A 14,974-nucleotide genomic window follows, 5' to 3' on the forward strand; every position below is an offset into this window, starting at 1 on the left:
CTAAAAACATATCAATAATTTAAACAGATGAAAAGTAATTTCTTAAGAATATTATACACGATTGGCTTATTCGCCTACTTAACCGGATGTCAGTCTGCTGCTGAGGAAACTGACAAAAAAGTAACTAAAGAAAGTCCAGCAATAGAAACATTTGTACTTTCTAAGGAAAAACTAACAAGTAAAATGCAGATACCGGGAGAGATCAGCGGATTTCAGCAGGTTGAAATTTATGCTAAAGTGAGTAGCTATGTGCAGGCTTTAAAAGTCGATATCGGTAATAAGGTACAAGCGGGACAGTTGTTAGCTGTCCTTGAAGCTCCAGAATTAAGTTCACAGTTGTCAACTGCAAAATCGAGGTTAAAGTCGCAAGAGGCCATTTATACGGCAACCAAAAGCACTTATGATAGATTGTTTGAAACCAGTAAAGTTGAAGGTACCGTAGCTCGATTGGATCTGGAAGTGGCAGAGGCGAAAAAGAATGCCGATTATGCCCAATTTCAGGCAGCAAAATCCGCCTATGCGGAGGTGCAGAATCTGCTGAACTATCTTGAAATACGCGCTCCATTTGATGGTGTTATTGCCACAAGGAATGTTAATCAAGGTGCGTATGTAGGACCGGCAGGTAGAGGTTCGGAAATGCCGATCATGACAATCCAGCAACAAAGCAAGCTGCGTTTAGCTGTTTCTGTACCTGAACAGTATGCGGGCTTCCTTGTTGCAGAACAGCCGTTGCAGTTCACCGTAAAATCCTTGCCAGGACAATATTTTACAGGCAAGATTGCACGCAAGTCAGGAGCACTGGATAGCAAATTGAGATCAGAAAGGATTGAAATTGACATTAACAATACCAACAACAAACTTCTTCCCGGTATGGTTGCCGAGGTCGAGTTACCGTTAACCTCTCAGGATAGTACTTTTGTTGTACCCAAAGCCGCCATTTACACTTCAGGTGAAGGTAGTTTTGTAATAGCAGTTATAGCCAATAAAACAAGCCGTGTTCCCGTACAAAAAGGACGCAGTATTGAGGAGCAGGTAGAAATATTTGGCAATCTTAATCCAACAATGTTACTCCTCAGTAAAGCAGATGAAGAGATAGCAGATGGCACTCCCGTCAAATAAAAAGAAAGGCCATAATGATTATCATTATGGACTGACCCCAAAAAGCTGGACTAATTTACGCAGTGTTTTTGATATAATGAGCTCGGTATTCCATCGGGCTCATTCCATTTAAATTAATCCGTATCCGTTGGTTATTATAATACTTAATATGGCCTTTATTTTTATTTCAAGTAAACCAATAATTTCATCTTAATGCCATAAATTTTAAGTCTGTTGTAGGATATTTGATTTTAATTTCGAACCATATTATAATTTATCTATGGTTTGCATTACTTTGGCAGAATGATTGAAAATCTTGAGCTTAATGACACTATTCAGATTTGATAAATTTTTGAATATCACACTTTCACTGTCGTCAACATTTAAAGCGTATTTATTATCTTTTTCCATGCTAATTTCCGTATCATGAGTTCTTAAATGGATCGTACTATCAGATTTAATTATCACCTCAAACGAAAAAGACTTCGCGTCCTCAGTTGAAATTTTTAGTGACGAATACGCTGGAATAATTGTATTTATATATAATGCATGGTTGTCTTTTTTACCCAGGTTGCTTATTTGACAAGATTGTGTAATTAATAAGATTAATACGATTAGTAGTTGCTTCATGAAATGAAGATAAATTAAAATATAGTACTAAATTGTGACAATTAGTTTCATGACATAATCATGGCAATTAGAATACTGCAGATCAAAATTATTATTCGTAAAAAGCACCATATCACATAAAACCAAGGAATTCACAATGAAGGTCAAGTTAAAAACAGATCTATACGCAACCACAATTTATCAGCTTTAGTAATGTGTTTTCAAACTTTAAGTGGCTTACTATGTCGCAAAACTAGTTAAGGTCTGTGACAGCACTATGTCAAGAGGGGTAAGGCATCATGGTGTTGTATATAACGATATGCAGTTGGCCAGCGGTATGCGTAAAAGTATGGCACGCATTGGTGTGATTTTAGTTCTTGCAACACGGTGATTTTTAATGGAAGTTTTTAACTTCCTCTACCTCTTTTTTTATTCTTTCATTAATATCAATTTTGGCATTCATGAAAGAAAAAATTGTTGTTCCATATTCTCTAGCATATTTGTTCGTGATCGAATCTGCAATACAAGCATTTTCAAAATATGGAGAAGTTTCTGTCCATTCATTTTCTTTCTCCCAAGCATTTTTGATACGGATTAAATGATAGTATTTTGTTTCAAAATCAAACCAGTTGATGTAATCTGCATTGAATGTTACAGCACGGATTCCTTTCTTTGAATAATAATTGATAGCTCCGGCTTGCCCGTAATTATCACATAATATCAACGTATTTTTTGGGTTTGGAATAGTCATGTAAACACTATCCACTTTTTTGGCAAGTTCTTTCCAACCTAACATGTCTGCGAAATCTTGTGGTAATTGATGCTCTTTTCCATCTTCCCAAGTTAACATTCCAAATTTTCTGTATTTATCGGGATGATTGACAATGTACTCCGGACTTTTATTAGGAAATGCAACACGGTAAATCGGAATGAAACATACAGCCACCAAAAGGATAAATATTGGTTTTAAGATTTTACCAATTTCATTTTCTAATAAAGTTGAAATATATACTGAACCGAAAGCAAAATAAATTGGGTAAACTCCAATCGCATAATAATCTTTAGCTTTTAAAAACAAAAAAATTGAGATTATTATGAAGAATGTCCAAAAGAATAGCCGATATTTTTTGAATTTCTGCTGCTTTAGCAACGCAAAAAGCCCAAAAAAAACAACGATCAAAGTTCCTGGGAAAAATAGAAACTGAGAGCGGATGAAACTCCAATGATCCACATTTACAAGCTGTGTCTCTGAAAGTTCATGAAGATGATGGACAACAGGGAAATGATTATTGAATTGCCAAATTATATTTGGAGAAATTATAATGAAAGCTAATCCAATTCCAAAATAAAGGTTTTTATTGCGAAAGATTTTTCTTTCAGCTGTTAATAGTAAAGAGGGAATAATTCCTAAAACAAGGAAAATGATATTGTATTTATTTAAAAATCCAATCGCAAATGTAAATGCAATGAGATATATCCATTTAGTCTGATTACTGTTTAAATATTTTATAATGAAATAAAACAGTGAAGTCCAACACAGGACATCTAGTGAGTTTGGTTGAAATAAGGTATTTAATCTGAATAGTACTGAAAATGTCACACAGCTTGCCCCTAAGATAAGCGCAAAAAGATTCCCTTTTAATTCTTCAATTGTTTTCCAGACCAAGAGAATTGTCAACGCCCCGAAAAGTGTAGGGAAGAATTTAATCCAAAAAACAGTATTTCCAAGTAATTTAATTATATACGAAATCCAGGACGTAACTGGTGGAACAGAAAAATATCCAAGAGCCAAATGGTTTGCCTGATCTATATGCAAAAATTCATCTCTTTGCAATTCATATTCTGGGCTAATAAGTGAATATTGAATAAGAAATTTGACTAAAATAAAGCATATTAGGATAATATTTTTTTCATATTGTTTCTTTTCCATCTGTCAATCGAAGGTATAAAATTGTTTTTCTATTCAGAAACTAAATTTGTAAGCGTACTCATGATAAAGCCGGATATTGTAATTTTTTCACCCTAAGATACTACTTTAAAAGAATAGGGACTACCCTCAATACCTTAAGGTATTGATTTTATTTAGTAATAGGCATTTGTAAATGTAATTTTTTAATGCATTAATGTCTATCCACTAATAGACACCATTTTTTCGCATTCCATGCTAAGAAAATATAATTGTCAACCTATCTTTTAGTATAGTCCCAAGCCTTTCTCTAAACCATATAGTCATTCTAGAACAGATGTCACAGCTGGAGAGTTGGAATTAATAAAGAGGAGATTGGGTGAAAAAACTTGAGTAATCTTTTCGTAAATTGGTCTTGCGTAAATAATTTATTAATTTTATAAGTGTCAACGGCTTTTCAATAAGATTAAAAGCCTGGAGTTACCGCTCTTTAAATTAAAAATATCGATGATGAAGATTTCCTATTTATCTATTCAAGTTTCTACAGAAACAATTTATTATGGGTTTAAGATTGGTCATACAATTCCTAACTAAATGAAGACAACAATTTTGATTGCTTTACTTTTAATATGTAAATTTTCATTTGAACAATCAAAAGATCAAAGATTTGTACTTGTCAAACCCGATATGAATAAAATCGAATGGTTACAATCTCACAAATCTTATTCCTCATTATATGCCTACCTTGTTTGTCATTACGATACTATTGGACCTCAAAAAATTTTGGGAGAAAAATGTGATTTTTCACAGCAATTTAAAAATCGAATAAGTTATAGTCAAAAAGAATGTCCAGTTGGCGTAAGCTCTTATCAGTTAACGATTCCGTTTACAGAAGTTTCAGAAATAAAAAAATTGTTTGCTTTGCTTTTTAAATCAGAAGATTTTGTTTGGAGTGCCGATAGCCTATCGTACACATCACAAAGTGGTGCTGGAGGAACGTTTGAATATAAAAAAGTGAAAAATAAGATAGTCAGTAATATCTTGTTCACAGATTAGTACTTGCGAAAACCTTAGAAATACAATAAATTGGATTTAAATGTTTGTTGCTCATATCAGCTGTTCATCATAAGGTATTTATGGATATAGTTCTAAACTCCATTTAATGAATTTTTTTGGAGTGGTTAAAAACAATGCAATCTATTTTCCGAAATAAAACTCGTTTTAATTTCGGAAAATAGATTGCATTGTTGCCTACATATAACTACTAGTATATACCCAATTGTGTTCGGTAAAAAAGTATGTGTTTGAAATATGGCTTCCATTTAAGTACACACCGATTGTACCGCCACTTTCTCCTCCTTGAGCAGGTGAAAATGATAACGAGATTCCACCCATTGGATTGAATCCTCCTTGTATCGTTTGCTCTTCACCTTGTCCGAGCTCGAATTTTGTTAAATTTTCGATTGATTTCATAATTTTTAAAATTTTCTCTTAAACTACTCATAAGTCGATCAATACATAAGACCTAATTGATATTTGTAGGAAGATTGCTTATTTCTGTGGCGATGTAATCAATTTATGTTTGAATAAGTCTCTATTTTAATTGGACATACCAATAGAGTGATTAAGGGGAGGAGATATATTTTCGACAATTATTCTTTTAACCTACGTTTGATTCAACAATTGCTCCAACCAGCATTAAAGTTTGAGTTTTATAGAAAAGCTAGCAATTGATCACGATCTGGTAGTTATGTCGTCTGATTATTCCATAGCAGGAGTAAACATAGAAGTTTGAACAGTAGTTTTCAGTCATGAAACTTATGGAAAGGGTTTATATTACGTGTTTACTAAACGTAAAAAGTAAAAGAAAATTTTATTGTTTTAATCCCTTCTTTTCCTTTTATTCGGGTTGAACCGTGGTTCGTCAAGTCAAGTATTACTGCCAATGTGGTAGATATTGCCTAAAATTTAGACATTTCTAGTAGTTTCTTGTTTCTGTCAAATTACCGTTTTCGTTGTAGAGTTTCCATTGCCCTCTTTTATCACCGCTTTTAAATTGTCCCATTTCTAATAACACTCCGTTTTCGTTGTACCATTTCCATTGACCATTTCTTTTTCCGTTTACATAATTGCTTACATTTTTTAAGTTTCCGTTCTCATAATACCATCTCCATACTTTCGTTTTCAATCCTTTTTTATATTTCCCTCTGCATGCGATTTGGTTATTGCTATAAAACCATACCCAATTTCCGTCTTCTTTTCCATCTTTATACCTTTCAATCTGTTTTAATGCGCCACTTTCTTGGTAAAATTTCCATTTTCCAGTTTTTTTTCCATCTTTATATTGTCCCAAAGCCAATGTTTTACCGTTTTTGTGATACCACTTGTCTGTTTGTATTACACCATCTTTATAGTTTGCAATATTATACAGATAGCCGTCTATATAGAAAAACCATTCTCCAATTTGTTGTTGGTTTAGAAAATTACCAACTTTTTCCAGCTTACCACTATATCCATAATATTTCCATTCTCCAGTGCAATTTCCATTCGTATCGAATTGTCCAACTTGTTTAAGATTTCCATTGTCATAAAAGATTTTATGCTCCGTTTGTGAAAAAACCAAAACGTGCACAAGTAGGAGTGCTAAAAATGTTACTAATTGTTTCATTTCCGAATGTTAATTGGCATTAAATCAAAACACATATGCAGCTTTTATGACTAAAATTCAGCTAAGAAGCTAATGTTAAATTTAACTTTTCATACTGCCTGATGCAAGATCCCTCTTTGCAATCATTGTTTGATTATTTTGGAAAAACCATACTGAGGCTTCTAAAATCTATCCATTCCGCATATTTTTTATGAGCATTACTTATCGCTATTGTTGTTAATTTATTTTCATTTGTAGTGAGATTTTTTTTATAGCTCACAAAATAGCTTACATCATGCTGACTATCATCCCATTTTATTAGTTCTTCAATAATATGTCGCGTTTCTTGCTCTCCGTTTTCATCCAAAAATATAGGATGTTCTTTTGTATTTTCATTTTTTTGGTAAAACAGGTGCTTGCCGAAATTTTTATTGAATTCACCTATTAATAATTCACAATTGCTGTTGTCTTCTAATTCTAATTCATAAGTAAAAGCACTGTTGTCCTCTTTCAAATAGTATATGATTAAACTTTTTATTTTACCGATATTCAGATCATTGAATTTAAAATTTTGTTGAGGAGAAAATGAAAATTCTTCATAATCTAAATTTAAGTTATAGGCTGAATTATTATTATCATCCTTATTTAAGCCAAATGGAATCAGTGTTTTATCCAAACCTGAATTTAAGTGAATCTCGTTGATTTTAATAGTATCTTTTTTTGCAGTCGCAATTTTTTCAATTTTATTATCCATTTTTTTTGTTTCGTGCCCATTACAAGAAGTCAAAAAATGAGCAATTGTAAAAAGTAATAAAAGTTTTTTCATATTATTGTTAGTTCGCCGTTTATATAATTACAGTCAATTGATAAAATGACAGTTGCCGCTTCTTTAGTGTTTGTTTAAATTTTTATAGTTCCATTTATACACATATAATTGTGTTTTTTTTAATTATAAATCTACATCAAAAGTTCAAAACCGAATAAACTATTTACAATTCGCTGTGGTATATTTACAATTCATCAAGAAGGCTAACTGTATAGGATATAACTTGCAAAGCCATTCGGTCAGGAATGGCTTTGTAAAAGTTTATAAACCAGACTAAAGGCCTCTTGTAATTTTCTACCAAACCTTTGTTTGTGAGTTTTTAGAACGGTATGCTATGTTTATCAGAACTATTGCACGATGTAGTTGAGTAATTCAACATAGGGATCTCCACTTATATTCAGTAGTTTGCAAAATGCCGGTTCTGTTTTTATTCCCTGTTTTTTTAATTTTATTATTTCCATTTTAAAACTGTCATTTCTAGCCTGCAGGATTTCGTACTCTTTAATCATATGTAAATATCCATTTTGTTTTTCTGTGTCTATATCTGTCGCATATATTTCTATTAGCGTATCTTCTAGCATAAAATTCGAGGTTAGGGCTCCATTGCTGAAGGTACTTAATCGAAATTGAGCAAATTGAGCAAAACTCTTGAGTAATAATTGCGTTAACTCCTTCAAATTATGAGCTTGTAATATTATATCTACATCACTCTCTTCTATATCGATATTTATGGGAATTGTTCCCACTAGGATCGGTTTGTAATCGTTGAGAATTTCGAACAGCTGATACTTGGTTATTATTTTATGTATTTTCCTTTGTTTAGTATTCCCTAGTTTAAGGTAATTTATATTTCTAAAATCAATTTTCATTTGATAATAAAGTTATTAAAGTAAAAAGCTTGAAAGGACTGTATTTAGTTTAGCAGTATTTTTTCATGGAAAGCTCTTGCGTCTTTGATCGTTTTATCCCTCGCTTACTTCCGCCGCTATTTTATCAAATATGATATTTAATGCCTCTTCCATGACCTTTGCAGTGTCGATGCCACTCTGATTGGTAATAATAAATGCGCTTAAATCGTATTTTGGAATAATATAGATGTAACATTGGGAACGAGGCACGCCACCATGATGTACGTAATATGTACCTAATTTTTTATCATCAGTGACAATATTCCAGAAATACCCAATACTGAACTCACGATCAAACTTGACAATTGATTTATGTGACTTAGCAACGATGGCATTATTTTTCAATTCAAATTTCATATACTTTACCATATCAGGTATTGTGGATTTCATATTACCAGATGCTCCCCACGGTAATTTTGGCATTGGAGCGGGGATAATGCTGTTATCACTGTGGTACCCAACTGCAAGTTTTTTTGCTTCTTGATCCGAAAGACTGATTCTTGTGTTATGCATTGCAATTTTTTTGGACAGGTAATCCGTCAATAGTTCTTCATATTTTGTTTTATATACTTTTTCTAAAATAAAAGCCACAAGTTCGCTACCTGCGCTAGAGTATGAATATTTGTAACCTGGAACAGTATCAATCTTAACTTTATGGAGATCTCTTAAAAAATCTTTCTGGCCATAGTTTCTATAAAGTTCATTGATTTTAGCTGGTGTGTCGTGATTTGTGAAATCCTGAAGTATTGAATTTGCTTGGAAAGGAAGCATGTTTGGAAACCCACTTGTGTGTGACAGCAGATGTTTTACAAGAATAGGTTGACTTCCATATTTTAAGTTTGGATAGTCTTCAAGTAAATATTTTTGGATCTCATCATCAATATTTAATTTATTTTCACAAACGGCCTTAGCCGCAAGTGTTCCTGCAAAAGTTTTACTTAGAGAACCAATTTCATAAATTGTTTCATTAGTAGGGCAATTATTTTTTCCTTTCTCTAATTCTCCATAATGACCGATATATTCTTTACCTTGATAAACGATAGCGATTGATGTAGAATGAATTAAAGGTTTTTTCAGCATTTGGTTTGCCGCACTATCAATTAAAATATTAATATTGATTTTTTTTACTTCTGAGGGCTGAGCCAAGCAAAAAATAGATGATAGCAAGAAAGTAAAAAGAGCTATATTTTTCATCGTTTATAATTGATTATAGTTTTCTAAAATTGATTTGAATATCCAATATTTGTCAAAGTTAATAATCTAAATCACTTTTACCAGTTAGTAAAATATCACAATATTCATTAAGATTTGTCGTAAAATCGCGACACATGCAATCTTTATGAATTAGACATAGTCTTAGTTTTTCGCGATCAAAAAGTCCGCATAATTTTATCTTCCCATTACCTTTATTCATCAGGTTATTAACATGTAAGTCTAAGTGTTATAAATGAGGGACGATTTATAGCCTACAGATGAATCAAAAATTGCTTCAGTACATCAAGAGGGTGAGTTGGCGAATATTGCTGAAGCTTGTCGGATTGTTTGAATCTCACCTGTAGATTGTATTTTATCTAGTTTAATTATTGACTACTTCAAAATGAAATATAAATTCCAATTCATACTAAAAACACACAAAGCCATTTAATAAAAATAACCTTGTATATTTTATACCATTCTTACAACTTCTCCTAATTTTAATCCAACCGATCATTTTATTTAATGACTTCTGAAATAATACCATGATTGGCCATAATTATGATTTTTCCTAATTCTTTCCCAAATTGCTATTTAGCTTTAGGTTAATATAAAAGATGAAGCTTGGAAATTAGATGATATAATTAGAAAGTCATCATAATATTTAACATTTTAAAACTTAAATGATATGGTTAATTGGAATTTAATAAACGGACTAGAAGGAAAATTTTCTGCACAGGATGTCAGAAAAAATATTTTGTCTTACATTATACTAAATTATCCTGCAAGCCAGGTTGAATTTATTGAAAGAGAAGATAAGACTTACAAAATAGATATTAGAGGAGGAGCGAATCTTATTTTTGATTTCAAAGGGCAATTTGTAAAAGCAATTAATTAGGGAGTTGCCTCGACTAGGGATAGCGACAGTGTCGAATCATGATATTCGACACTGTAATTTCAGGTATTATTGTTTTCTTCAGGACTATAACTACCATTATTTTTCCCTATAGTATTGCTACGTATCTGACCAAAATTCTCTCTATTGAATTAAGACTTTTTTTCAATTGTTATTCTTATACCATTTACCTACTTTAAATAGTGTATGTCTTAAAATTCTATACGAATCATGTCTAAAGAGTAAATCTTCGATGCGTATTATTTCTTAAACTTTTGATCAGTGAATTAGAATGGATTATCCTAAAATTATTTAAAAGGACTTATCAAGTGCATGAAATGGGGCATATTACCTAATTTCATCCAAGAATTAAAAGTCAAATTAATGGTATTCTCCATCTGCTCCAAGGGAAGATCCTTTTGGATGATATTTACCATCAGCTCCAATGAAACTTCCTTCTGGGTAATATTTACCATCAGTTCCTAGGAAAGAACCTTCTGGGTGATATTGTCCATCCGTTCCAAGAAAAAAACCTTCTGGGTGATATTGTCCATCCTTTCCAAGAAAGAATCCCTCTGGGTGATATTGTCCATCCGTTCCGAGAAAAGATCCTTTTGGGTGATATTTTTCATCCGTTCCAAGGAAAGATCCTTCTGGGTGGTATTGTCCATCCGTTCCAAGGAAAGATCCTTCTGGATGATATTTACCATCTGTTCCAAGAAAAGATCCTTCTGAGTGATATTGTCCGTCTACTCCTAAAAATTTTTCCATATTATTTTTTATCAAGTGCTTAAAATATTTTAACAATTTACTGAAACGTAATTTACTATGTTGTTGTTTTTGAATTGCACTGCACTGCAATGATTCTGTGACTTGTCCATGTAGTAAAGCGTATACCTAAGATACCAAACAAATATCTTGTTCCCAAATTGATTTGTTTCTATTTTTAATGAGCAGATTTTTTCTTTTCCTAAAATTTTTGAAATGAATTATTGTCCAGCCATGGTCAGGAGTCGATCAATAACGGACCTTGTCAAATAGCGCCTTAAGAATGGCGAATTTGACAAGATCCGTGCTACCTTGACGTAATAGTATAACATTTCGGTTATTGTTTTTTAATTACCAAACCGGTAGCTCAATGACAGTAACACTTTTCTGTTATCTGGAAAATCTGAATAAAATACTTTTAGGTTCCCATATTCACTTACCAGCTGAGGGTTAGCATTTCTAAGTAAGCCATTTGCGGTCAGCTTAATCATACCCCGCTCTCCGAACATTTTCTTTTCTGCCGCCAAATCTAAACCATACCTTTTGTCAGTTCTTGAAGGTCCTGTTGTAACTCCTGACCGATAGTAAGCTGCTATTTCAGCGCGGAGACCATATTTGAATTGAAGTGTGTGACGGCTATTGGCTGTCCAGCTGGATCCTTTTGAATCTAGGTTAATCGTTCCAATTTCACCAGAATAGTTATTGTAAAATGTATTGATGTAATGACTTGCTGTCCACCATGTACGTAATGTCTGATTGTACATGATACTTGCGCTATAATTCAGATAACGTCCAATATTCTCGGGTCTCGATAAATTTTCTCCAACTTGATCACCTTGACGAACAATCCAGTTGATGATGTCACGTCCATAGGAAACGCCTAATGTGGTGAATAATTTATTTTTATACCCATGACCTATCTCAGTGATGTAACTCTTCTCCGGTTTTAAATCTGGATTCCCTTCATTGTAACTATAAGCATCTTCATAGATCCGAAAGATATTGATGTCGTGATCGCCCGGTCGTTCAATACGACTGCTGAATGATGTTCTTAATGTGTTTTTGTCATTCAAGTGGTACAACAACGATCCGCTTGGGAATAGGTCAAAATAGCGCTGATCATTTTTCTTATTCAAGGTGACTTGATTGGCATTAATAAATGTATATTCACCACGGAGGCCAGCTTGATATTCGATCTTCTTGAATTTACCAGAGTAGATGGCATATAGGGCTTCAATGTGTTGTGTATATTGAAAACGGTTTGAAGTGGCATGATCGCGTATCCATGAACCCTTATCCAGTAGGGTATTGACCACATCGTTATTGATAAAAAAGTACGTCCCCTTCCAGCCAAGTTCAATTTTACTCGAATCAGTTAGTGGTTTACTATAATCTAATCTTCCGGAATATGTCGTATTACTCAAATCCTGTACATTGGTCCGTCCGATAGCGGTTTTTTGATCCGTTAGTAAATTGAATTTCTCTGTTTCAAAGCGATTATTATAGTCATTACCGTGAGGAGCGAAGTCAAAATTAAATTTTAAAAAGTGATCTTCACCCTCGTATTTGTTGACATAATTAATATTAAATGTCCAATTCTTGAAAGACTCATCAAAATGATTATTGCTAACTGCGCGTTCAGTTTGTATGTTTTCCGGATAATTCCAGCTATCCATCTCGATGGATGCGTATGGCTTATAATTACCCCTCATCCAGTGCACACTTCCATCAAGGATTCCGCCATCGGAAAATTCATATTTTGCGCCTGCCCGAACGTTATGAAAAGCGGCGTCATCGAGTTTTTTGTTTTCTTGTTGCCGTTGAAAGGAAGTTAAGTTTCCCTGATCAAAAAAGCTTCTTTCGGTCAGATTGTGACTATTGCTGCGGTCATAACTCTTATTCCCCTGAACGTACATATCGAGACCATTGACCTTATAATGTAGTCCTCCTCCAAAACCACCATAAAACGCTCGCCCTTGTCCAGCTCGGACAAAAGCATCACCACCAAAGCCTACCTTTGTATTTCGCTTAGTCACGATATTAATAATCCCTGCTGTTCCCGAAGCATCTTCACGAGCCGAAGGATTGCTGATCAACTCCAATTTTGAAACTTCAGATGCCTGAAGTCCACGCAAGATACTCGCGAGCTGTTCTCCAGATACATACATGTCGCGGCCATTGATACGCACATTAGCACCGGCACGGCCTTGAATTGAAAAATTCCCTTTTCCGTCAGAGACAAGACCAGGGGTCTTTTCGAGGAGCTCGAGGACATTGTTTCCTTCAGCCAATACACTTCCTTCGACATCAACAACCATCTTATCGGCATACTGCCGTACACTGGCTTGCTTTCCGATCACCTGGACGGTTTCCATCCTATGTTCGGACGGTTGTAAAAAAGCGGGTACTATTGTCTGATCTGTTCCCGACAGTTTGTACATTTTACTGTTCATCGTCGTGTAGCCAACGGAACTGTAACGAATCACATAATCGCCATTCTTGGTCGCATGCAATTGAAATGATCCATCCTTTGCCGCATCTGCCTGCATGATTAATGCCGAATCGGGTAAACGTAAAAGACTTGCTGTAGCTCCTTTAATTGAATGTCCATCTTTGTCAAATATTTTTCCAGACACCTTCGTCTGTGCTACGAGTCCCATAGAAGAACTTGAAAGCAGAATCGTTAATAATGTAGATCTCTTCATAAATAGTATCTCTTGTTCTTTCTAAAGAAAGAACCCTCTTAAGCATAAATTAAATAGCGATGATTAGGAAGCCTATGTTTTGGTGGTTTTTGGCCGAAAACGTATCGACTTTTTTCTAATCGTTGCATCTGCTTCCATATTTTGAACCGGCATAGCGTCATGGGCAACTGTTCCTTTTAAAGGTTTATTACGCCCTTTTTTCTTTCCCCATTTCCGGTTGTACCAGATTATAAAACCTGTAATAGGTAAGGAGCCAGCGATGAAGGTCAGAATAAATGCTAACACTTTCGTGGGAAACCCCCAGATGGAACCAACATGGATATCATAATTGAGTCTTCTAAATTTTTCACCTGCATGGAGTTCATAAAAATCCTTATTAAATAGCGAAATATTGTTCGGTAAAAATGTGCCCGTATACTGGTCGAATGAATAATAGCGATTGTTGTACTGCCTATCCATATCATTTCTAATGTATACTGAAATCGTGGCATCTTTTTTTAAGGTATCCGGATAGGTGATTGTCAAATAATGTGGATCTTTATATTGCGTAAGTATAGTTCGGATTTCTCGATCAAAAGCTTTTGGAAAGTGCGCCAATTGATCAATCTTCGTTGAATCTGAATGAACAGATGTCCGTTCGGCTAAAGGCTTTCCCCAGTTTGTGGACCAATATAGTGCTCTATTGAACCATTCTAGACCATAATACATACCGGTTACAGCCAGTAATAGAACCAAAAGGAAAGAATAAAAACCAACTACATTATGGAGATCCAAGTTGACTCTTTTCCAGCCGGCCCTCCACTTGATCCGGAAGCTTTTCTCACGTGTGGATTTTGTCCATTTTTTTGGATACCACCACACCAATCCGGTGATTAACGTCAGACAGAATATCAGCGTCGCATAATTGACAATTGGACGTCCAATATCTCTCGGTAGCCAGAGAAATCGGTGTCCACTGAGTGTCCAAGCAAAAAAGCTATTTAATTTTTTTCTTAACTGTGCTTCTTCCGAATTATCCTCCATTTGCAGGCCTAAGTATTTACCAGTGTAAGGGTGTAATAAGTGCACCTGCGGTTGTGTTTTTTTAGTATCGTCTTTGTCTTTTACATGAATGGTAAAGGAAACGGGGTGATCTCTTGTATAAGTAATACCTCGTACAACAGTATTTGGATAGAGTGAGTCCGCAAGACTAAAAATGCGCGATGGAGCAATTAACGATTGGCTGGAAGCAAGGATATATTGTCTTTCTTTTTTCGGAATGGCAAGATCTGTGATTTCATGATTGAAAACCCAGAGGCAAGCCATCAAGCAGATGACAAAGACAATAATCCCGGAAATTAATCCCAGCCAAAGATGTAGCCAATTATTAACCAATCGAAATATCGATGTGTTTTTCCTCTTTCTTACAGCCATCCTCA

The 14,974-nt window shown here is 34.3% G+C and carries 13 protein-coding genes; 3 read left to right on the forward strand and 10 right to left on the reverse strand.

Annotated features, from left to right (window positions below; translation table 11 throughout):
- Positions 1 to 27: 27 nt before the first annotated feature.
- Positions 28 to 1,119: an efflux RND transporter periplasmic adaptor subunit gene (locus tag JAZ75_RS16060; protein ID WP_208696641.1), complete on the forward strand. Its 1,092-nt coding sequence runs from the start codon at positions 28 to 30 to the stop codon at positions 1,117 to 1,119.
- 55 nt (positions 1,120 to 1,174) lie between these two features.
- Here the strand turns inward: JAZ75_RS16060 and JAZ75_RS26210 are convergent, their stop codons facing one another.
- Both JAZ75_RS26210 and JAZ75_RS16070 read right to left on the reverse strand, forming a co-directional pair.
- A complete protein-coding gene (locus tag JAZ75_RS26210; protein ID WP_132771483.1) occupies positions 1,175 to 1,267 on the reverse strand; it encodes an IS3 family transposase in 93 nt (30 codons plus the stop codon).
- An 834-nt stretch (positions 1,268 to 2,101) separates the two neighbouring features.
- Positions 2,102 to 3,637: a glycosyltransferase family 39 protein gene (locus JAZ75_RS16070; RefSeq protein ID WP_208696643.1), complete on the reverse strand. Its 1,536-nt coding sequence runs from the start codon at positions 3,635 to 3,637 to the stop codon at positions 2,102 to 2,104.
- Between the two features lie 570 nt (positions 3,638 to 4,207).
- Here JAZ75_RS16070 and JAZ75_RS16075 point away from each other — a divergent pair.
- Positions 4,208 to 4,669, forward strand: coding sequence for a hypothetical protein (locus tag JAZ75_RS16075; RefSeq protein WP_183914362.1), 462 nt, complete (start codon positions 4,208 to 4,210; stop codon positions 4,667 to 4,669).
- Positions 4,670 to 4,864: 195 nt separating this feature from the next.
- Here the strand turns inward: JAZ75_RS16075 and JAZ75_RS16080 are convergent, their stop codons facing one another.
- From JAZ75_RS16080 to JAZ75_RS16100, 5 genes are all read right to left on the reverse strand, one after another.
- Positions 4,865 to 5,086: a hypothetical protein gene (locus JAZ75_RS16080; RefSeq protein WP_021191941.1), complete on the reverse strand. Its 222-nt coding sequence runs from the start codon at positions 5,084 to 5,086 to the stop codon at positions 4,865 to 4,867.
- A gap of 505 nt (positions 5,087 to 5,591) precedes the next feature.
- A complete protein-coding gene (locus JAZ75_RS16085; RefSeq protein ID WP_208696645.1) occupies positions 5,592 to 6,281 on the reverse strand; it encodes a toxin-antitoxin system YwqK family antitoxin in 690 nt (229 codons plus the stop codon).
- 133 nt (positions 6,282 to 6,414) lie between these two features.
- Positions 6,415 to 7,086, reverse strand: a complete 672-nt coding sequence (locus tag JAZ75_RS16090) for a hypothetical protein (protein WP_132841685.1) — start codon at positions 7,084 to 7,086, stop codon at positions 6,415 to 6,417.
- Positions 7,087 to 7,433: 347 nt separating this feature from the next.
- Positions 7,434 to 7,955 (reverse strand): DUF4269 domain-containing protein, encoded by a 522-nt coding sequence (locus tag JAZ75_RS16095; protein WP_208696647.1) that lies wholly within the window; start codon positions 7,953 to 7,955, stop codon positions 7,434 to 7,436.
- A gap of 93 nt (positions 7,956 to 8,048) precedes the next feature.
- Positions 8,049 to 9,188 carry a serine hydrolase domain-containing protein gene (locus JAZ75_RS16100; protein WP_208696653.1) on the reverse strand — a complete coding sequence of 380 codons (1,140 nt, stop codon included), beginning with the start codon at positions 9,186 to 9,188 and terminating at the stop codon, positions 8,049 to 8,051.
- 688 nt (positions 9,189 to 9,876) lie between these two features.
- Here JAZ75_RS16100 and JAZ75_RS16105 point away from each other — a divergent pair.
- Entirely contained in the window at positions 9,877 to 10,086 is a 210-nt protein-coding gene (locus tag JAZ75_RS16105; protein ID WP_208696655.1) for a PepSY-like domain-containing protein, read from the forward strand.
- A gap of 378 nt (positions 10,087 to 10,464) precedes the next feature.
- On the opposite strand, the gene JAZ75_RS16110 is transcribed toward JAZ75_RS16105, so the two are convergent.
- The 3 genes from JAZ75_RS16110 to JAZ75_RS16120 form a co-directional block, all read right to left on the reverse strand.
- Positions 10,465 to 10,854 (reverse strand): hypothetical protein, encoded by a 390-nt coding sequence (locus JAZ75_RS16110; protein WP_132841688.1) that lies wholly within the window; start codon positions 10,852 to 10,854, stop codon positions 10,465 to 10,467.
- Positions 10,855 to 11,198: 344 nt separating this feature from the next.
- A complete protein-coding gene (locus JAZ75_RS16115; protein WP_208696657.1) occupies positions 11,199 to 13,556 on the reverse strand; it encodes a TonB-dependent receptor domain-containing protein in 2,358 nt (785 codons plus the stop codon).
- A 72-nt stretch (positions 13,557 to 13,628) separates the two neighbouring features.
- Positions 13,629 to 14,969, reverse strand: a complete 1,341-nt coding sequence (locus tag JAZ75_RS16120; protein ID WP_208696658.1) for a PepSY-associated TM helix domain-containing protein — start codon at positions 14,967 to 14,969, stop codon at positions 13,629 to 13,631.
- Positions 14,970 to 14,974: the final 5 nt, after the last annotated feature.

The sequence above is a fragment of the Sphingobacterium sp. UDSM-2020 genome (genome assembly GCF_016132525.1).
In the GTDB taxonomy this organism is placed as follows: Bacteria; Bacteroidota; Bacteroidia; order Sphingobacteriales; family Sphingobacteriaceae; genus Sphingobacterium; species Sphingobacterium anhuiense.